The following is a 20,081-nucleotide window of genomic DNA, read 5'->3' as shown; positions in this document are numbered from 1 at the left end:
ACTGTTCGCTTTGAACCATCAACACCCAATAATCCATTTGTTGAAGTTTCCAATCAAGTCTACGCACGTCTCAAGCGCGCCAATGCTGTAAAACCTTTTATTGGAGTCAAAACAACAGCAAAACCTGAAAAGACAGTTGAACAAATTAAGCAAATAGAACAAGAAGCCACACAAACATCAACTGAATCAGCAGCCGAAGAAATTCCACCCGAAAAACCAAAAGCTTCTAAAGTTTCCAAGTCATTAACACCTACCCCCAAAAAGGCTTAGATGTTGAAGTTAATCATCTACCCAAAATGGTATCTTCAACAGGTGAAGGATGCCTTCACCAGTCTTCAAGCACCACGCCTTAATTGGGCTGTGCGTAATGCTCTAAACACCGCAGCAAAACAGTCGAACGCTTTGCAGAAAAACAAATTGCCGATGTTACATCTGTCCAATCAAAGCGTGTCAAAAAAGGCGTTTATATTAAAGAAAAGGCGACAGCAAGGTTTCTCGAGACAGATATCATTGGTTCTGTAACACCGATACCTCTTAAATTTTTTTAAGTAAACGAAACAAAACGCGGCGTAACTTACACACTGTTTGGAAAGAAAGAAATCTTACCCCATGGTTTTATCAAGGGAGGCAGTTTTCCAAAGCGTGTTGAATTGAAAATGGGAGGGAATGTGTTTCAAAGAGCGGATGGAGATCAATTCCCCATTGCAAAACAAGAAGGACCTTCAATTGCTAAAGTGATGTCCAAGCCAGAGATTGCAAGTGCTATTGCACAATATGCCAATGAAAGATTAACTGAAAACATACAGAGACAACTTAAACGTCAAGAATATGCTGCCAACAAGAAAGGCTAGATCATGTTCTCAAGCTTTATCTATATCTTACATATCCTTATGAGTTTAAGCATTACATATTCTTATTGTAATTTAAAAAAAGATCATCATTTATGCTTTGTTTTTTCATAAAAAAATCAATAAAATCAATTCAAAAGGTATTTCCCAGCGGATTGGCTTCGTTGCGGGGCAGGCGAGCGCGAACTATCGCTAGCGACAGAATTTTCAAATTGACTGTACATTGTACACTTAACTCATTGATAAATAACAATTTCAATATGTACACTGTACAGTATGTGAAACGTTTTCTTAGCAAAAAGTAATTTTTGTTGCTGGACAATTCTATAGTAATAGGTATTTTCGAATCAGGTGCCTAGAAAACACCTTAAACACATAGCGGATTGGTTGCCGAAATAATCAGTCTTCCGCACATTAAAGACTTTGACTCATTGTATGTTAGGCGCATATAATAACTTTGTCGGGTGTAGTTATGCTATACAATACCCTTGGGGAAAGCATAACGACGGGCTATGTGCCGTGTTTTCTAGCACCCGGCATCTTTTAGAGTGTCAATAGAAAACCTTTAAGCACATAGGAGCCAAATCATGGCACAATATTTAATTGACTTACATCAAACTACGATTGATGGTGATATCGTTCAGACAGTGAATGCACCTGAATTACATACATTTTTGGCAATAGGTAAACGTTTTGCTATTTGGATTACGAACCGTATTAATCAGTATGAATTTGAAGAGGGAAAAGACTATATTTTAACGCTTCCCAAAATTGGGAAACGTTAAAATGTTATCAGCAAAGAATATCACCTCACCTTAGACATGGCGAAAGAACTTTCCATGGTTGAACGCAATGAGAAAGGACGTCAAGCACGCCGTTACTTTATTGAATGTGAAAAGAAACTGAGAAACCAAGCTGTTGATTATGATAATGATACACGCTTTGATGATTTTAACTATCTTCGCCAATATGTTTTGACAAATTATCCTAAAATCATGGGTATCATCTTTGGTTATCTTTTGAAAATAGATGAAATCGAAAAAGAACTTGATCATTACAAATCAGTTACAAAAGAAGCTAAGCGCGTTTTAGCAAGATCTGTCGTAAAAGCTGCTTAGATTTAAAACACATCTCCCCTCCCCGTTCTCAAAATGGGGAGGTGGTTTAAAGATCAAGTTTTGAATGGGAGCCCAGACGCGCTAAAATCAATCGATCTTGACCAATCAAGCGATAAATCAACACTAGGTAAGGTCGAATATGGCAATCTCGATAATTGCTCCAATTCCCAGTCAATGCATGATCATGATATCGAGGTTCTAAGGGTTGATCATTTGCTAATGCTGCAATGATTTGGCGCAAATCAGTATCTAAAAGATGCCGATACCGTCCTTTCATTTCACGCTTGAAATCACATTTGAAGATAGTGGTACGTTCAATCGTCCGCATAGAGATCATCAAATAATTCGTCTACGGAATGAAACTTTTTTAAGTTACCTTCCTCTAGTTCTGCAAAAGCCGCTATAGTTTCTGCATTAGGTTGAAACAAGAAGGACGGAATAGCTTTATCTTGTGCAATACGCGTCATCAACACTCTCACAACATCACTTACTGATAAACCTGAAGCTTGAATAACTTGACTAGCGATATTTTGAATTTCTTCTGGTACACGCGCTTGAACCATGCGACTGGCAGCCATAATGAGCTCTCCTCTTGTAATTGTACTTCAATGTAATACAATTGAAGTTTAATTTCAACTGTAAAGCACATTTTTTAGAGTGGCGAGATCGTTTGGCTTAACAACCACTTGCTTTTTTTAAGACTTCACCCATACGTGTTCGCCAGTCTTTTCCTTGTTTTTTAAAAGAGGCAATAACATTTGGGTCAAGGCGTAGAGTAACCGCTTGTTTGGGAGATTCAACCGGTGGACGCCCACGTTTACGGCGTTCTTCTGTTACATATTTAAAAAAGGAGGCTGGTAAAACATCTTTAGCTGGCTTTAAGCGTGCAAGTTCTTCATCTGTCAATGGTGGGGAATCCACAGCGTCCCAATCTTCTTTTGTGTAGCCACATCCTGTTTCAAAGTTTTTTTTGATAATCATTGAAAACCTCTCTTTCTTTTTTATTCGCTTGACGAAAACTGATAATGGATATCGCTTCATTGCCAAGCTTTGCAAAAACAATAACTGTTGTGCCATCAGCAAAATGTCCAATAGCCTTCATGCGGTTTGAATGTGTTGCATCAATAAGAGCATGTTCCCAGTCAAAGTAAATAACATCAGCAAAATCAAGCTTATGTTTATCAATGTTTAAAGCTCTTTTTGGTTCATCCCACACTATCTTCATATATTTTATGTACACGAAAAATAAAACCTTGTCAACAATTAAAGTGTACAATAATTCGTATATACCATTCAAAATGGAGCAACTATGAATAAGAAAACGCGTAAGGGTTTATCGGTTCGTGCGTTTGCGAAGAAGATGGGTGTTTCACATAATGCGGTGGTTTCTCGGATAAAGACAGGTAAATTTGATAAGGCTCTTTTTGAAGATGGTTCTGTCAATGAAGCCGTTGCAACAGCCATCTGGAATGAGAATCCAACAAAGCGCCCTGCTCCATTTTTAGCGCCTGATGGTCAACCGCGGACAAAGATCAAACAAGCCTCTACAGATGGAGCCAATGAATACAAGATAAAACTGGAGCGAATGCAAGTTGCCCTTGAAAGCGAAAAGATTGCACTTGAACGATTGCGCGAAACCACTGTTGATCGAGAAGAAATGAAAAAGGCAGCTCGTGAGTTTGGAAGAACGCACCGTGATGCTATGTTGAATTTTCCTCATCGTTTTGGTGCAAGCATTGCTGCACAAGTTGGATGTGATGCGGCCAGCCTTATTGGTGCTATTGATTACACTATGAGAACCGCTTTGCTTGAGGCGGTTAATATTCCAGTGCCTTTTCATGATCCTCATTCTCCAGAGTTAGAGAACTTGCAAGAAACGAATAATGGATGACAATGCAGTCGAAGAATTTTTCGCCCATGCCAATAATGCAAGACAACCGGACCCACCGTATACGGTTTCGCAATGGGCGGATAAGAATAGATACCTTAGCACCGTAGCAAGTGCTGAATCTGGATTGTGGAGAACAAAGCGGACCCCCTATTTGCGCGAAATCATGGATAATCTTTCCTCTCACAAACCGATTGAAACAACTATTGTCATGAAAGGGGCGCAGGTTGGCATGTCAGAGGCAGGATTAAATTTCTGCGGTTATGCTATTCATTATAGTCCAGGACCTGCCCTTTATGTGATGCCAACGGTTGAGACAGCCAAAAAGCTTTCAAAGACGCGGCTTGATCCTATGATTATGGCAAGCCCTGCTTTAAGCGAACGCATTGCCCCAGCGCGGGCACGCGACAGCGGGAATACCATGTTTTCGAAAGAGTTTGATGGTGGTGCACTGATGCTTACAGGGGCAAACAGTGCTGCTGGTTTGCGTTCCATGCCTATTCGTTATCTGATTTTGGATGAAGTGGATGGTTATCCTCTCAGTGTCGATAACGAAGGTGATCCAGTGATGATTGCGGAAAAGCGCACATCAACCTTTGTACAACGAAAGATCTTTAAATTGTCCACACCCACCCACCGTGACACAAGCCGTATTGCCAAAGATTTTGTACTAGGAGACCAGCGATATTACAACGTGCCTTGTGATGCATGTGGTACACTCCAGCCGATTGTTTGGTCACAAATCAAATGGCCGAAAGGGGCTCCCGAAAAAGCTGTTTTTGTTTGTGCGCATTGTGGTCATGAACATGCCGAGCACCGAAAAACAGATCTCATGTGTGAAGAAAGAGGCGCATGCTGGGTCCCAACCAGTGAGTCAAGCAGACCCAATTTGCGTTCTTATCATATTTCGGCACTCTATTCTCCTTGGCTTACATGGGGGGAATGTGCAAGAGAGTTTTTAAATGCCAAAGAAGACCCTGCTCTTTTGCAAGTTTTTATTAATACAGTTCTTGGAGAGCCATGGGAGGACAGAACAGGCGAAGTTATTGATCCTGATAGCCTCTATGCAAAACGCGAAGATTATCCATTGGCACCAGAACAATCCGTCGTGTTGACAGCTGGTATTGATGTGCAAAATGACCGCTTGGAACTTGAAGTGGTGGGATGGGGGCGTAGTGAAGAAAGTTGGCATATTGATTATCAAGTGATCCTTGGTGATCCCTCTTCTTTTGAAGTGTGGGACCAATTGGATGAATATCTTGCAAAACGTTGGCCACATCCAGGCTATAAAGAGGGGATTAGGATAACAGCTGCTTGTATTGATACCGGTGGTGGACATACACAGGCGGTTTATAATTACGTGCGCCCCCGTGAGGAGCGGCGTATCTGGGGGCATTAAGGGGCAAGCGAGATGGCGTGCAGTATGGCAAAGAAAATCTTTGGGGGTGTGCAATGAATACCAGTATCGATTTTTTGTGCGATTTATGAATAGCATTGTTTCAGTTTTCCAATCATCACAGCATTGGAGATGAGGATTGCACTGCCATAATTGAGATTATGGGCATGGTGGAAAAAGCTTTAGTTTTTAAACTTCAAGATGAAGTGCCTAATATTACAAAGATTTTGGCAGCTCTTACAGATTTTGGCGATTCAGAGTTTCCTACAGTTATGTTGCCTTTATTGCGAGCTTACGAACCAGATCTAGAAAACCCCATTAAAAAGGTTGCTTAAGTACCTCCCTTCCCCATCTTTAAAGGTGGGGAGAAGATCAAGAGGCTTCTTTAGGTAAGAATTCAAAATGAACAGATTTAAAATCAGTTAAGTCATAATCAGTAAGGTTGCAGTATCAACAAAGTTTTCTGCTTCTTCATCCGTCTTGAAAACGGGTATTTGTTTAATTTAGAGGTTTTCATAAGAATTAATTTTCTTTTAGTACGTATAGATTTTTAAAAGATTCAAAGCTTAGAAGAAATGTATCTGTTTAAACTAACACCATTTTCAGCGGCTTGTATTGAAAGTTTTCTATGGAGTTCTGGTGGTATTCTTAATTGAAACTTGCCACTATATTTACCATGAGACAAAAGCAGAGGAACTTCTTCTCCATTATGTTGCATGTCCTCAACAACTTCTGAAACAAGGTCCATAATACCTTTTAAAGCTTTCTCTGCTTGAGCATCTAACCATGAAAGGGATGGGAATTCTGCACACAATCCAACATATTCCTCATCTTCTTGCGACCACAAAACACGATATGTATAATGATTATTGTTCATGTTTCATCCTTTCTATCGCTTGTAAGACTTGTCTGACTTGATAAGCTTTTGCTTTGTTACCAGAATCTTTTTGAATATTCATACGGGGGTCACCAAGCCACGGGGTTTTAAAAACAAAGCGGCTTTTACCATTGTTCCGCGGTTCTCCAAAAAAAATGTACACACACACACACAGCCAACAAATCTGAAAACTTGATGTTCTTTGGTGATGCTTTCATCAAGCTGATTATTTTTTCAACTTTATTGTTTATAACCAATAATAGTATCATTATTAATCCTAATCAATCATTTTTAGAAATAGCGTCAACTAACAAGAGCCTTTTGTAACTCGACACTGTTAAAAAAGCTCAATCAAGGTGAATATGAAGCTGTCCCTGCCGAGCTACAGAAATGGACCAAAGCAGGCGGAAAGCGTCTTGAAGGTTTAGCACACCGGCGTGCGGCAGAAACAGGCTTATGGGCAAAAGGGGCTTATGTTTCCTCCAATTATCAAACAGTAGAAACGCAAGCACCAACGGGGGTTTTCAAAGCCGAAGCCCTTGCACCGATTATTGGTTCTTTTTCTGGGCTTGGTGGTTTGTTAGCAGGAAATGGACCAATCCAATGGGCTTTGGCAACCATTATGGTTTTAGCCGCATGTGTTGGTATTTTCTTTGTTGCCAAACGTTTTCAGGAACACCGCCTATGATCTTATGGATGAAAAGAAATCTGCTGTTAATAGGCGCGGCTTTAGCTGCTTTTTTTATGATTTTAGCAAGAGCTTTTAATCTTGGGAAAAAAGCAGAGCAACAAAAGCAAACAGAAAAAGCTTTAAAAGCAGCCACAACACGTCTGGAGGTGGAAAGTGAAGTTAATCAAAAAAGTGATGCTGATGTGCGTACTGCTCTCTCTGACTGGTTGCGCGACAAATAAATATGCTTCTTCTTGTATTGGCTGGTTGCCAATTTATTTAAGCCGGAAAGATCTGAACACCATCAGTTCAAACTTAGCAAGAGAAATTTTAAAGCACAATAATCTAGGTGAACGCGTGTGTGGGTGGAAACATGGCTAGAAAAAAATCCAAAAAACACACAGAGCTTACAGAATCAGAAAAAGAAATACTTCAAGAAATGATCATCACCTATCAAAGTGTGAAAATGATGTCTCGTTTGATGAAGTGGATAGCATTTTTTCTTTTTTTTGCTTATCCTTGATTTTGCACGCCTTATGGATGCGATAGACAATATCTTTGCACATTATAAAACAGTGGCTAACCAAAAACTGAAAGCTTTACCCCCTTCCCGCTTTTAAAGCGAGGAAAGAGAGATTATATCGTAATCTATCCGCTAATCGCTTAAATGTTTCTTAGACACCTGACGCGACAATAGACATAACAATTATCAAGCCTCTCCAGATATAAAAGACGCCCATTGTTCTGAGAGAACACGGCGCTATTCTAAAAAATCCGTCCGCATGTAAGCCTTTGTCACTGAATTCCCAACTGAATACGCAAGAACAGATTCTGCAATTTCAAATGGTGTTGACGTTGTCTCTGCTATACAGTCCCGCAGAATCGATCTGAAACCATGAAGTCTATAATTAAAACCTTTGTTTTTCATGAATTTAGAAAGTGCTACATCAGATATGGGCTTTCCAAAACTCTCAACAAATAAAAAACCATTTTTTGCTTTTTCAATAACAGCAAGCGCTTCAGCTGTAAGCGGCACATGAAAATCAGAAACCTTTCCAACAATTCTCTTCATATTTTCTTTTGGGATAATCCATATTGATCCATAAATCTCTGAATATGCCTGATTGGTATAAAAAAACCGTCAAAATAAGAAGTTTTAAAGCTAGATGTGATACAAGCTCATCATTTTAAGATTGAAAAAACTTAGGCATTTCTTTCCATGGCATAGCTGGAATATTTTGGGTATTTTGAATAAACTTTTCTAATAAAGCTTTTGCTTTTAATTGCATATCCACATCTATACCAAGTGCCACCGCATGTTTTATAGCTATATTCAAGCGGGATAGAGCTTTACTTGCTGTTTCGTTTTTTGTCTTCCAAATAGGAAAAATGCATCCTTTTATATCAATTTGCGTCAGTTCAATGATTGGCGTATCATCAAGTTTAGAAAAAACATGTAACTCAAGAGGTGTTAACCAGCTTGCTGCTTTTCCTTCATTTTTCAATTCGTTTTTTGGCTTCAAAAGCACTAGAGGCAATTTCTCGTAAAGAAATACCCCCCTGCCCGACGCAAATTTTCTTTTTGTTTTCGGCGAATCGGGTCTATTCTTTGATCTAAAAGATCACGACAAGCTAAAGCTTTGAACAGTGCTTCTTTTAAAGATAAATTGCGACAAGAGCCTAATCCCATTTCTCGTCGTCTTTTATTGAGGTCAAACCTAAAAACCCATCATCCTTGATCTGGTGTAGTTTTGACAAGCCATAAACCAGCTCTGTCAGCATATTTTCCTTTAGATAGATTTTTTACAGATAAGATAGACAGTCTATCACGTTCTTCCGAACCACCTTTTAAAAACCACCTTTTGAATTGCACTTGGAGCACTTTCATCTGGTACCAAGATTATATATAAAAGGCAATTTAATAAATAAAATAAAAACAATTAGTTATTAAATAGAAAAAAGATAAACTGTGCTATCAGGTGATATTGTAGAGAGTTCTAAGGGAAGAAAAAATTGTTGCACAAACGTGCACGCCGTCCGCACCACTCTATGTGAATTTTCTTTATTTTCTCATTACTTAGATAGTAAAAACTCTCTTTAAGTTTACTGTTTGCAACTCTATAACGGTATTATAAAGTGATAACTGTAATAATATGAAAGACGAAGCAATCCTTCTTTGCCAACAAATGTTTCAACCACACCTCGTGAACTAAAAATTTTTTATTCTTAACAATTAAGAATCTGAGTAACTCTTCCTTACCTCCTCATTCTCACTCAAAGTCAAAGCCCCCCTTTTTTCACCATAAAATAGTGTTTACAATGCATAAAATTAAAAAATAAAGGCCCTATCAAAGAAATAGGACCTCTTAAATTTAAGCTCCTTTATCCTACAAAATTAGAATTTGTAAGCTATTCCTGCGCGAAAATCATTCGTCTTATACTTAACTTCAATCTCGTCTTTGAATTTCCTTTTACCAAAATCTGAGTAACGATATTCCGCACGCACAATAAGATGATCTGTCATTGCAAAATCAACACCACCACCGAGAGTATAACCAATCATCGTTTTTGTTACATCCGATGTCCTATTAAATGGCTCACCTCCCGTAATTACTGTCGACAAAATATCCTGAAACTGTCCATAAGCAACACCACCAGCAATATAAGGCATCACACGCCCTGCAGAAAACCCAACACGCACCCGTGTAGCACCTGTCCATTTTTGTTTTAACGTATGATTAAACGTTAAACTGTCTTTCTCTTCTTTATCCTCTGCAGAAGAGCGAGAAAAGCCTCTGCCCTGTCTCCTGACAATTTTTGCCTTTTTTCGACTTTTTTCTTCTGTATCTAATTCCTCAGTATCACTACCCGATCCTTCAGTGCCCGATCCTTTAGTGCTGGATCCTTCAGTTCCACCAGCACTCGATTCATCTGCATGAAATCTTGTTTTTGTATCCTTTTTTTCCGTTAAAATGATATCCGTATCAATCCCCATAATAAAATTATTACCGAGATCAAAATTAACACCCGCATAAAAACCACCTATAAACCCAGAAAGATCGGGCATTTTCTGTTTCTCGACAGGTATCCATGGTTTACTTTTACTCCCCTCATCAGGATAGAGAGGAATATTAACATCAGGCACTGTTGCAGAAATCTTACTTGAAAAGCCACCAACTTGCCCCCCGAAATAAAAACCTGCCCAAGAAAAAGGTGAAGAAGCAACAACTTCTGAGGCAACATGTACTGGCTCTTCGTGAGCCACCACATCTGCAGCCTGTACTATAGAAGGTGAAATCAAAGAAAAAACAGATGCTGTTATAAATTTTGTATTCATAAAATTATACCCCATTGCTAAATTTAAATATAATCAAAAATCACATTTAGAAAAACAAAGTTTTATAAAATCTTATGCCGCAAAATCGCATGTACTCCTTTATAATTACATTTAAATCTATTACTATATTAATATATCATTACATCAAAATTTAATATTATCAAATAAATTTTAAAATGTTATAATAATGATTACTTCAAATAATAAATATTTAATAAAAATACCTATTATCTTGTCAAAAGGAGGAAATATAAAACATTTTGTATTAAAATTACCGCAAAAAAAATCACAAAATAGTATATTTTATGCCTTTTTTCATGAAAAAATTCTAAAAATGATGTAATTATTTTTAGAAAATCGATGTTCATTAACAATACTATAAATACCTCAATATTCTTACATCCAAAATGCATACTGTAGATTCTACATAGTATAAAAAAACATCCATTTTATACTAAAATCATACTTTTTTTTACCATTTTCTAAAGGATGAGATTATTAATTACACACAATATCATTATCCTTCTAAATCTTGTCCCAAAACAAAAATTCTCAATCATTTTATTTAAAAATTGCTCTTCCCCTACTGATTTCTATATTATCATCTGCCTTTATTGCAAAACGGTCTTTATTAGGAAAAGTTATAAAACATCCCTTCATACAAATTGTAATTGTTTGATGAGTATTTAAAGAAATTTTTGAAGGTATACTTCCTTCAACAACAATAAGAGATTGTATCTTTAAATCAGTATTCTTCACTGTTGCAGCAAAAGCTGTTATGGTAAAAATACTTAATAGAATAACTGTAATCAAAATATAAGTATATTTCAGCATTCTAAGATTCCTTCCTCAGAAAAACGCTTATATAGGCTAAATCGAAGAGCATTGGTTACATGAGAAGATGAGGTAATATTAGGCACATAAATAGCCAAATTAAAGGAAAAACTCTTACGATCAAATGCTGTAAAACTTACCTGTGGGATAGGATTTTTTAAAACGCCTTCTGTCGCAGAAGCAATCTCTAACAAAATTTTAGCAACATGCTCTGGAGCAACCTTAGATGATACAGTAACTGGTATATCAATTCGTCCTACTTTATTATGTCGTGTCCAATTACTAACGTTGTTATTAATAAGGCTTGAATTGGGAATAATAATCGTCTTACGCTGAATTGTCTCAAGTTCCGTTGCACGCACACTAATACGCTTAACAACACCCCCTACTGATCCAGATTCTATATAGTCCCCTATTTTAAATGGTCTTCCAACTAAAATAATAAGTCCAGAGACAAAGTTTTGGACAATATTCTGTAAACCAAAACCTATACCAAGTGAAAGTCCTCCAGCAATAAGAGCGAAATTTCTAAGATCCAAACCTGCCATTGATAATCCGGTCAAAGCAGATACAACAACGCCTCCATAACTTATCACTGTTTTGATAGAATTACGTATACCAGAATCGAACTCTCCATGAACCAACACCACATTATCTAACCAACCAATAAATCGGCGAATAAGAAACCAGCAAACACAAAAAGAAATAATTCCTGTTACAAGAGAAATCAAAGAAAGACTAATATTTCCAATCTGAAAACCGGTCACCGATTGCCACAAAACTGCTTTTAAATCAGAATAGGAAAATCCAAACTGGACAGCAATTGGCATTGCACAAAATATAACAACAAATAAATTGAGAAAAACGCTCACAAAAACTCCCAATTGATTCATCGTTTTTTCTTCTAAATGAAACCTCTGCATCAAAAGATGACCAACCGTTGTTTTCATAAATTGGTCTTTAGTTCCAAGTGCTTGAGCGCTTTGTATTCCTAAATACATGAGAACTAAAAATGCTCCATCAATCATAATTTGCTGCGTAATAAAACGCGCAAGTCCAACGTAACCTAAAAAATTCAATACAAAGAGCAGTAACCCCAAGCCAATAAGAGGAATGCGTATATAAAATGGCCAAAAGTATGGCTCTTTTTTTTCTTCTTGAACACGCCTACGTCTAAACCGCAAAGGTACAAATGATATTATAAATAGCAATATCGCTACAAGAAAAACAGCAATAAAACTTTTAGCAATTGTCAAAGATAGAGGCGCTGAAATGATTTGATAAATACTATCAAGAACAGCGTCAAATGCCAAAATACCCCCTAAAGAAGTGAGTAAAATCACTAATTGATAAGCAGACGATGGTGCAATACTGAGAAGACGCACATGGGGCCGATTCGATGATAGAAGAACAACAGCTAATCGATTGATTAAAAATAATAAAATAATTTGACAACCTATCATATCAAAAACTGTTGTAAGCTTACCTGGATCTAAGTTAAAACTACGAAACAAAAACAACACAAGGTAAACGCAAAAAATACAGATAAGTGAAGGTAAGAGAACTGAAATAAAGGCGATCAATAAGCGTTGTAAATAAGATATTTCCTCATTAGACTTCGTAAAGTGGCAATACACATGAACAAGAACTTTTTGAGAAAAATACGAAAGTCCCAAAGTAATAAAAAGTGGAATTAAAAAGCAAAGAAATAGTTGTAAAAACTTGAAGTAAAATATAAAATTCCACCAAGAATTTAACAACACAAGAAAATCTGATGAAGCCTCTTTTGTTTTTTGGGCGAGATGTTTAACCATCGGAATCGAAAACTCAAGCCTATACGTAAGCGCGCGTTTAAAAAGCTCCCGAGATTGAGAAATAGAAAGTTCAGCTATTCTATTTGCCGCTAAGAAAATTGCTTCAAAACGAAGCATGATACTGTTAATTTTAGCTTTTTGCTCTATCAAGTAGGAATATTCCTTCACTGAGCTTTTCAGTTTTTTCACGTCACGATGGAGCTCCATTAATTGATCAAGAAGTGTATTAATCTCATTAAGAGGAGGACGCAAAACAAATGCTGCCTCAATAGCACGTTCACTGATATCTTGTGCACGTAACCGTAATTCTTCTAAAGCATGCTCATCTTCTGGCTTTCTGTCAAAATCTCTTTTTAAAGTTTCAGTATTTTCTTCAAGAGTCTCAATAATCAACTGTTGTTGCTGAATAATTTCATCAACTGAATAAGAAGCTATCGTTTGTTCGACAATTGTATTTTGTGCCCCCCTATTACCCCATGCACCAGAATTAAATACAAAGATAATCCCCAAAAGAAGGAAAAGTATGTGGATGTTTTTTCTACAAAATGAATACATATCTACCTTATGAGCACAAAAGGGATTTTATTTTTCTCTTTTAAATATGGTATAAAGTAGATATTTTCAACTTTTATAGAATAATCTTATAAAAGCTTTCCCTTATCCTATAATACTGGTAATAAGATAAAAGAATGATAAATAAGCTGAACTCAATAAGATTAAAGAAGGCACTCTAGCATGTTTTTTTTGCACCTTTATTGCAAAAAAGAAGATTTTCTTCCTTTGACAACCTGGATTTTTCTATCCAGTTTAGGTGTATTCTTGACGAGCAACCTAGAAACACGTGCTTATTTAATCAAACAATCACACACCAATAATGTCATTAAAACGAATAGATTTGATTTACATCATAAGTGTGACCATGTGAATGTTACCACAACTGAAAACAAAAAACTTGTAACACTCCATACAGAATCTATTTTTATCAGGACCTTTCAAAAAATCCTAACATTGGATTTCTTTTTAATAAAGATTCCTGCTGTTGACACACGATTTCGTAACGTTAAAACACAACATTTCTCAAATAAACGCGCTCCTCCCAATGAACACACTTAATTCTCTTCCTTGAATATAAAAACGATCATCTTATTTTACTTGTGCTTTTAACTTTGAATAACTGTTAGATTGCCTATTTACGGAATATATCATGCGTACACCTGGTTGGTTAACTACCCTTTATTGCTTTATCCTTTTAAGCAGCATTTATGTTGCCTTACCCAATTTATTTTCACACGAACAAGTTAACAACTCGAAATTTTTACCCAATACCCGTGTGGCACTTGGTCTTGATCTTCAAGGAGGCTCTTCTCTTCTGCTCGAGGTTGATAGCAAAACGTTAAAACGCGATCAATTACACATCGTTTTAAGCAATGTGCGCAATGTATTGCGTGAAAAACAAATCCGTACATCAAATGTGCGTATTGTTGAAGATAGCGTTGTCGCGCTTATTTCTGATCCCTCACAAACTGAAAAAGCACTCTCTGCTTTGAAAACATTAATAATCCCCATACACAGTAGCTTTGGCACGACAGAACATAACATCACGATCAGTGCTCAAAATGAAATGTTTCGTATCACATTAACGGAAGCTGGTATAAAAGATCGTATAAGCAATGCTATTGAACAAAGCTTAGAAATCATCCGGCGCCGTATAGATCAAGTTGGTGTTTCAGAACCAGCCATCCAAAAGGTCGGAAATGACCGTATTATGGTCCAATTGCCTGGTTTACAAGATCCAAAACAATTACGTGATCTTTTAGGAACAACTGCCAAAATGAGTTTTCATCTTGTTCCTTCTAATGTGGATCCCAATAATCCACCGATAGGTGTTTCAATTCTTCCTGGATATACTGATGAAACGCAACGCTATGCAATTTATGATCAAATTGCTTTAGATGGAAATGTCCTGAAAGATGCCCGTGCTGGTTTTGATCCACAATTGCCAGGACGTTCTATGATTTCATTTACTCTAGATTCGGCTGGTGCAAAAATATTTGCCGATATAACACGACAAAATATTAACCGTCCTTTTGCCATTGTTCTTGATAATAAGGTTTTAACCGCTCCTACCATCAATAGTGTTATTCCCAATGGACAAGGTCAAATTACAGGAAACTTTGACCCCAAAGAAGCCTCAACTCTGGCTGCTTTGCTCCGCGCTGGGTCCCTCCCCGCACCACTCACCGTCATTGAAGAAAGAACCGTAGGTCCAAATCTTGGCGCTGATGCCATCCAAATGGGACTTTATACGGGCATAATTGGCTTTATTCTCGTTGCAATTTTTATTTTTCTTCTCTACCGCATTTGGGGGCTCATTGCGAATATAGCACTAGCCCTCCATACGATTTTAACATTTGCTGCACTAAGTCTCCTTGGAGCTACGCTTACGCTGCCCGGTATTGCTGGTATTATCTTAGGCATCGGTATAGCCGTTGATGCCAATATTCTCATCAATGAACGTATTCGCGAAGAAAGTCGAAAAGGCGTGAGTGCTTTTGCAGCTCTAGATCGTGGATTTAAACAAGCTTTTGCAACCATTGTTGATGCAAATGTTACAGCCATTATAGCCACTGTTTTACTATTTTGGTTTGGCACAGGCCCAGTTCGTGGTTTTGCTGTAACAATGTTGCTTGGTATTATCATCTCCATGTTTACAAATATCACCATTGTGCGCATCATCATGATTTGGATCGTTCGTAAATGGAAAATTAAAAAACTGCATATTCATTCTGCTTTCAACATCATGCCACAAAACACAACTTTCCACTTTATGAAAGCACGTTTCATTGGTATTGGCGTCTCAATTGTTTTATCAATAGCTTCAGTTTTTCTCTTTTTAAAGCCTGGATTGAATTTTGGTATTGATTTCATTGGCGGAAGCCAAATGAGTATTACCACGAAAGGACCAGCAGATCTAGCAACTCTGCGTTCCAAGCTTTCTACTCTTAATATTGGTGAAGTTACCTTGCAAAATATTGATAACGAAAATACCGTATTAATTCGCATGCAGAAACAAAGCGGTGGCGAAGCACAACAAACCACCGCCATTGATAAGGTCAAAACAGCTGTACAAAATATCTATCCCGATACCACATTCGATCAAATAGAAGTTGTTGGTCCAAAAATTTCAGGCGAGCTTGCCACAGCTGCTTTTACTGCTGTTATTCTTGCAGCTATTGCCATGTCTCTCTATATATGGTTACGCTTCGAGTGGTTCTTTGCCATTGGAGCAATTATCACTCTCATTCTAGACACCACAAAAATGATTGGCTTTTTTGCTTTGTTTCAATTTGATTTTAATTTAACGGCTATCGCTGCACTCTTAACAATTGTTGGATATTCTATAAATGATAAAGTTGTCGTCTATGATAGGATGCGCGAGAATATGCGTCTTTATAAAAAAATGCCGTTGCGCGAGCTGATTGATCTGTCAATTAATCAGGTTCTTGTACGTTGTTTTTTTACATCAGCCACAACAATTCTTGCGATGCTCCCCATGGCGATATGGGGTGGAAGTGCTGTTCATAATTTTGCATTACCCATGGTCTTTGGGATTATTATTGCAACATCATCCTCTATCTTTATTGCTGCTCCTATTTTACTCCTGCTAGGAAATTGGTGGCGTGAGCGAAATAATCGTGCAAATATCAAAGTGAAATAAAAATACCCTTTAATGCGTATGGTACATCTCGCCTCTCTTCTCATAGAAATATAGTCGTTTTCATTCATTCGCTTTTTGATCAAGAATAGTAAATAATCCATGCTCCACGACACACCACTTATCACAACTATTGTTGCAGGCTTATGTTTAGCATTTCTCTTGGGAATGATTGCTAGCCGTTTACGTATTTCACCCCTTGTAGGCTATTTGTTAGCTGGTGTTATTGTGGGACCCAATACAGGCGGATTTAAAATAGATTCTGTCATCATTAATCAACTTGCTGAAATTGGTATTATTTTGCTGATGTTTGGTGTTGGGCTCCACTTTTCATTAAAAGACCTTTTATCTGTCAAAGCTATTGCTGTCCCCGCTGCTATTGCACAAATGGCATTTTCTACTTTTCTAGGTTTGTGCCTTGGTCTGATTATGGGATGGGGCTTTAGTGGTAGTTTGATCTTCGGTCTTGCTTTATCCATAGCAAGTACCGTTATCCTGCTACGTGCTTTGCAAGAGCGTCATCTTATTGAAACGGAAAAAGGACGCATTGCCGTTGGATGGTTGATTATTGAGGATTTAGCAATGGTCCTTATACTTGTCCTCATCCCTTCCTTGGCAAGTGCCCTCAGCAATACCAAAAAAGAAGCGTTGGATCCTCTTGTTCAATGGTTGGATTTAAGTATTTGGGGTATTTTTGGTCTCACTATCCTAAAAGTAATTGTATTTATTGCACTTATGCTCGTCATTGGGCGACGCGTTATCCCATGGCTTTTAAAAATGAGCGCACAATCGGGATCACGTGAATTATTTCGTCTTAGCGTCTTTGCTATTGCATTAGGAGTAGCTTTCGGAGCCGCTCATTTATTTGGTGTTTCTCTTTCTCTTGGTGCTTTTTTTGCTGGTATGGTCATGAGCGAATCAGAATTAAGCCACCGTGCCGCGGAAGAATCTTTACCACTGCGCGATGCTTTTTCTGTTCTCTTTTTTGTTTCTGTAGGCATGTTATTTGACCCCGAGAAACTCTTAACTCATTTTTTCCCTCTCTTAGCAACCTTATTCATTATCGTAATCGGAAAATCTGCTGTTGCCTTTTTCATCGTTAAAGCTTTTCGCTATTCTAATGCGACAGCTTTGACTATTTCTGCAAGCCTTGCCCAAATCGGAGAATTTTCCTTTATCCTTGCTGGTTTAAGTTTAAGCTTAGGACTTTTAAACAATGACGCTCATGATTTAATTCTTGGAGGAGCAATTTTTTCTATTTTGCTCAATCCTCTTGTTTTCATTGCCTGTAATAAAATTAAAAAACGTCTAGAAAAAAATTCTGCATCTTCACAAAATACCCAAACAATTATTGATATTGATCCACAAGATCCTGACCAAGATTTTTTACCGATGACCTTAAAAAACAACCATATCGTAATTATTGGCTATAGTCGTATCGGTAAGTGTGTTGCATTATCTTTAATAAATAGAGGTGAACCTATAGTGATCGTAGAAGAATCAAAACGCCTCTCTGATAAAGCGATTGCAGATGGCTTTGAGGCTATTTGCGGCAATATCATTCAACAAGAAATAATGAACGCAGCAAATATAAATAATGCACATAAAGTTGTTATTACAATGCGAAGTACCATTGAAGTAGGAGAATGTATCGTGAATATCCGTGATATAAAGAAAGATATCCAGATAATCACACATGCATTATCCGACACAGAAACAACATATCTCATTGATTTAGGTGCTGATGTTGTAGTAACAGATGATGAAGAAATTGCCAATGGCATTATAGAGTATATAACAGAACGAAGATCTGTAAGGAATATGCTCAATCATGAAAATTTACAGAAAACATAAAATGGATACAGAATCGTGAAAATAAAGCAATTTATATGGCCATTGATTGGTATCTTAGCAATGCTGGTATCTATTCGAATTCTTTACATGAAGCTCTCTGTCATTTCATTTGGGGATGTATTGGAGCGCTTGAGCAATTTAAATGCACAGCACTGGTTATTAGCCTGTTTATGTTCTCTCCTAGCTTATGCTGCTCTTGCTGGATATGATCGAATTGCCTTGCAACATCTAGGCCATAAAATTTCTTGGATTTTTATCGCTATATGTTCATTTACAACCTACGCTCTTTCACACAATATCGGTGCTTCAGTTTTTTCTGGTGCCGTTGTACGCTATCGCGCCTATAAAATGAAAGGATTAAACGGAACAGAAATCGCAATATTAGTAGGTTTTTGCTCTTTTACTTTTGTAATCGGCACAATCTTACTTTTGGGAATCGTTTTGGTGCTGCAACCCGAAATTATCACCCTCATTCATAAAGAACTTCCTGAATGGCTCGGAACAACGGCTGGAGCAATTTTACTCAGCTGTATAGCACTTTATACGTTTGGCAGCTGGCTTCAGTTAAAACCCTTACGCTTGGGCAAAAAAATTCAACTCTCCTATCCACAGCTGAAAATTGTTATTCAACAGCTTCTCATTAGCCCTCTAGAGCTTTTAGGAGCAGCAGGAATTATATATGCTGTTCTCCCACATAACGCAGATATTCATTTTATATCTGTTCTTGGTGTTTTCCTAGCGTCTTTTACGATAACTCTTCTCTCTAATGCTCCAGCAGGAGGAGTAGGAGTTCTTGAAGCTCTCTTCATAACAGGCATGCCCAATATAAATCCAACCGATGTTATTGCAGCACTTATTGTTTTTAGAATGTTTTATTTGATTATACCGCTCATCCTTTCATTATTTGTGGTCGTCATTTTTGAGGCGCAACAATATTGGAAAAGAGCCCCCAAAACACCACCTGAATAAATAAAAGGCTATCAATTACTTCTTTTTGTGTGCCTATATAAGAACAGAACACCATCGTGTTACCAATTTACATATCTTTTTTAAGAAAACTCTCTCAGTGCTCTTCCCCATTACACAACAATACCCGTGAATGGTATAATAGTAAAGCTATTGTTGCACCATTATCTTTATACTTAATAAAAGAGCAAGCCTGCGCCATTATACTATTTTTCCAATGTTATGATAACTTTTAGCACTTAAGAACATTAATGAGAATTATTTTTATGCCTTTCTTCAATAGTCTTTATCCACACGTTAATCCCATTTATGATGCACAAATGAATGATTTTAATTAATTCATTATAAGAGGGATTGAAACAAAAGAAGTTTATGATAGTAAAGTTTTTTATCTAACAAATAATAATCAATTCTTTATAAATCAATATATTATAATGAGTTCGAGCGGCTTTCTTAATATTTATATTTTTAGAGGTTAAGCTAATGGAAAGACAGCATAGCGTAACCACGCAGCTTAATATTTTAAAACTTTAAGCCTCATTAAAGCCTATTGTCTTTCGTTTAACAGGTACTAATTTTAAACAATTAAACTGATCTAATTTTATTACTTGTATGTCAAGCTAACTAATTTGTATGTCCAGCTAACTACTTTATTTTATCTTGATTTACCCTCTTGGAATACTGATGATTATTACAGAAGTTTTTTGTTTAAGCGGGAGAGTTATCAAAAAATATCCACGCTGCTGACACAACTAAAGTGTAAA

19 protein-coding genes and 6 pseudogenes are annotated in these 20,081 nt (G+C 37.2%); 14 read left to right on the top strand and 11 right to left on the bottom strand.

What is annotated here, in order from left to right; translation table 11 throughout:
- From ACFIM6_RS06590 to ACFIM6_RS06580, 3 genes and pseudogenes are all read left to right on the top strand, one after another.
- The coding region (locus ACFIM6_RS06590; protein WP_375612166.1) for a hypothetical protein at positions 1-270 on the top strand (270 nt) is incomplete at its 5' end.
- A 3-nt stretch (positions 271-273) separates the two neighbouring features.
- Positions 274-851 (top strand): annotated as a pseudogene (locus ACFIM6_RS06585) (hypothetical protein).
- A 584-nt stretch (positions 852-1,435) separates the two neighbouring features.
- A pseudogene (locus ACFIM6_RS06580) lies at positions 1,436-1,966 on the top strand (antA/AntB antirepressor family protein).
- Between the two features lie 46 nt (positions 1,967-2,012).
- On the opposite strand, the gene ACFIM6_RS06575 reads toward ACFIM6_RS06580, so the two are convergent.
- From ACFIM6_RS06575 to ACFIM6_RS06560, 4 genes are all read right to left on the bottom strand, one after another.
- Complete coding sequence (locus ACFIM6_RS06575) at positions 2,013-2,294, bottom strand: type II toxin-antitoxin system YafQ family toxin (RefSeq protein ID WP_375612165.1); 282 nt, start codon at positions 2,292-2,294, stop codon at positions 2,013-2,015.
- Positions 2,281-2,544 carry a type II toxin-antitoxin system RelB/DinJ family antitoxin gene (locus ACFIM6_RS06570; RefSeq protein WP_375612164.1) on the bottom strand — a complete coding sequence of 88 codons (264 nt, stop codon included), beginning with the start codon at positions 2,542-2,544 and terminating at the stop codon, positions 2,281-2,283. Before ACFIM6_RS06570 ends, ACFIM6_RS06575 begins: the two co-directional genes overlap by 14 nt.
- 97 nt (positions 2,545-2,641) lie before the next feature.
- Positions 2,642-2,947, bottom strand: coding sequence for a BrnA antitoxin family protein (locus tag ACFIM6_RS06565; protein WP_375612163.1), 306 nt, complete (start codon positions 2,945-2,947; stop codon positions 2,642-2,644).
- The gene (locus tag ACFIM6_RS06560; RefSeq protein WP_375612170.1) at positions 2,925-3,191 is read right to left on the bottom strand and encodes a BrnT family toxin; all 267 of its coding nucleotides are present in this window, start codon (positions 3,189-3,191) and stop codon (positions 2,925-2,927) included. Before ACFIM6_RS06560 ends, ACFIM6_RS06565 begins: the two co-directional genes overlap by 23 nt.
- A gap of 84 nt (positions 3,192-3,275) precedes the next feature.
- Here ACFIM6_RS06560 and ACFIM6_RS06555 point away from each other — a divergent pair, with 84 nt between their 5' ends.
- From ACFIM6_RS06555 to ACFIM6_RS06545, 3 genes and pseudogenes are all read left to right on the top strand, one after another.
- Complete coding sequence (locus ACFIM6_RS06555) at positions 3,276-3,857, top strand: hypothetical protein (protein ID WP_375612162.1); 582 nt, start codon at positions 3,276-3,278, stop codon at positions 3,855-3,857.
- Positions 3,850-5,290, top strand: a pseudogene (locus ACFIM6_RS06550) (phage terminase large subunit family protein); the annotation flags it as partial. The gene ACFIM6_RS06555 and the pseudogene ACFIM6_RS06550, both read left to right, overlap by 8 nt.
- A gap of 52 nt (positions 5,291-5,342) precedes the next feature.
- Positions 5,343-5,585 carry a hypothetical protein gene (locus ACFIM6_RS06545; RefSeq protein ID WP_375612169.1) on the top strand — a complete coding sequence of 81 codons (243 nt, stop codon included), beginning with the start codon at positions 5,343-5,345 and terminating at the stop codon, positions 5,583-5,585.
- A gap of 224 nt (positions 5,586-5,809) precedes the next feature.
- Here the strand turns inward: ACFIM6_RS06545 and ACFIM6_RS06540 are convergent, their stop codons facing one another.
- Positions 5,810-6,127: a type II toxin-antitoxin system HicB family antitoxin gene (locus ACFIM6_RS06540; protein ID WP_375612161.1), complete on the bottom strand. Its 318-nt coding sequence runs from the start codon at positions 6,125-6,127 to the stop codon at positions 5,810-5,812.
- Between the two features lie 310 nt (positions 6,128-6,437).
- Here ACFIM6_RS06540 and ACFIM6_RS06535 point away from each other — a divergent pair.
- The 4 genes and pseudogenes from ACFIM6_RS06535 to ACFIM6_RS06520 form a co-directional block, all read left to right on the top strand.
- Positions 6,438-6,815, top strand: a pseudogene (locus ACFIM6_RS06535) (lysozyme); the annotation flags it as partial.
- Positions 6,812-7,039, top strand: coding sequence for a hypothetical protein (locus tag ACFIM6_RS06530; RefSeq protein WP_375612160.1), 228 nt, complete (start codon positions 6,812-6,814; stop codon positions 7,037-7,039). The pseudogene ACFIM6_RS06535 and the gene ACFIM6_RS06530, both read left to right, overlap by 4 nt.
- On the top strand, positions 6,993-7,178 hold the full coding sequence (locus tag ACFIM6_RS06525; protein ID WP_375612159.1) for a hypothetical protein: 186 nt from the start codon (positions 6,993-6,995) through the stop codon (positions 7,176-7,178). Before ACFIM6_RS06530 ends, ACFIM6_RS06525 begins: the two co-directional genes overlap by 47 nt.
- Positions 7,171-7,391, top strand: a pseudogene (locus tag ACFIM6_RS06520) (hypothetical protein). The gene ACFIM6_RS06525 and the pseudogene ACFIM6_RS06520 overlap by 8 nt, the downstream one beginning before the upstream one ends.
- A gap of 166 nt (positions 7,392-7,557) precedes the next feature.
- Here the strand turns inward: ACFIM6_RS06520 and ACFIM6_RS06515 are convergent.
- The 6 genes and pseudogenes from ACFIM6_RS06515 to ACFIM6_RS06490 all read right to left on the bottom strand — a co-directional run bounded on the left by ACFIM6_RS06515 (position 7,558) and on the right by ACFIM6_RS06490 (position 13,337).
- Positions 7,558-7,869: a hypothetical protein gene (locus tag ACFIM6_RS06515; RefSeq protein ID WP_375612158.1), complete on the bottom strand. Its 312-nt coding sequence runs from the start codon at positions 7,867-7,869 to the stop codon at positions 7,558-7,560.
- A 115-nt stretch (positions 7,870-7,984) separates the two neighbouring features.
- Positions 7,985-8,302, bottom strand: a complete 318-nt coding sequence (locus tag ACFIM6_RS06510; protein ID WP_375612157.1) for a phage integrase central domain-containing protein — start codon at positions 8,300-8,302, stop codon at positions 7,985-7,987.
- Between the two features lie 23 nt (positions 8,303-8,325).
- Positions 8,326-8,514 (bottom strand): annotated as a pseudogene (locus ACFIM6_RS06505) (hypothetical protein); the annotation flags it as partial.
- A 678-nt stretch (positions 8,515-9,192) separates the two neighbouring features.
- Positions 9,193-10,134 carry an outer membrane protein gene (locus ACFIM6_RS06500; protein WP_375612156.1) on the bottom strand — a complete coding sequence of 314 codons (942 nt, stop codon included), beginning with the start codon at positions 10,132-10,134 and terminating at the stop codon, positions 9,193-9,195.
- Positions 10,135-10,695: 561 nt separating this feature from the next.
- Complete coding sequence (locus ACFIM6_RS06495) at positions 10,696-10,968, bottom strand: hypothetical protein (RefSeq protein WP_375612155.1); 273 nt, start codon at positions 10,966-10,968, stop codon at positions 10,696-10,698.
- Positions 10,962-13,337: a mechanosensitive ion channel domain-containing protein gene (locus tag ACFIM6_RS06490; RefSeq protein ID WP_375612154.1), complete on the bottom strand. Its 2,376-nt coding sequence runs from the start codon at positions 13,335-13,337 to the stop codon at positions 10,962-10,964. The genes ACFIM6_RS06495 and ACFIM6_RS06490 overlap by 7 nt, the downstream gene beginning before the upstream one ends.
- Before the next feature lie 180 nt (positions 13,338-13,517).
- Between ACFIM6_RS06490 and ACFIM6_RS06485 the strand changes: the two genes are divergently transcribed.
- The 4 genes from ACFIM6_RS06485 to ACFIM6_RS06470 all read left to right on the top strand — a co-directional run bounded on the left by ACFIM6_RS06485 (position 13,518) and on the right by ACFIM6_RS06470 (position 19,320).
- The gene (locus ACFIM6_RS06485; RefSeq protein WP_375612153.1) at positions 13,518-13,895 is read left to right on the top strand and encodes a hypothetical protein; all 378 of its coding nucleotides are present in this window, start codon (positions 13,518-13,520) and stop codon (positions 13,893-13,895) included.
- Between the two features lie 91 nt (positions 13,896-13,986).
- Positions 13,987-16,500 (top strand): protein translocase subunit SecD, encoded by a 2,514-nt coding sequence (secD, locus tag ACFIM6_RS06480; RefSeq protein ID WP_375612152.1) that lies wholly within the window; start codon positions 13,987-13,989, stop codon positions 16,498-16,500.
- Positions 16,501-16,599: 99 nt separating this feature from the next.
- Positions 16,600-18,351, top strand: a complete 1,752-nt coding sequence (ybaL, locus tag ACFIM6_RS06475; RefSeq protein WP_375612151.1) for a YbaL family putative K(+) efflux transporter — start codon at positions 16,600-16,602, stop codon at positions 18,349-18,351.
- Positions 18,352-18,366: 15 nt separating this feature from the next.
- Positions 18,367-19,320 (top strand): YbhN family protein, encoded by a 954-nt coding sequence (locus ACFIM6_RS06470; RefSeq protein ID WP_375612150.1) that lies wholly within the window; start codon positions 18,367-18,369, stop codon positions 19,318-19,320.
- Positions 19,321-20,081: the final 761 nt, after the last annotated feature.

Origin of the sequence: Bartonella sp. AA9NXGY, assembly GCF_042196845.1 — a bacterium.
Classification (GTDB): Bacteria; Pseudomonadota; Alphaproteobacteria; order Rhizobiales; family Rhizobiaceae; genus Bartonella.
This window is presented reverse-complemented; position numbering and strand designations above follow the sequence as displayed.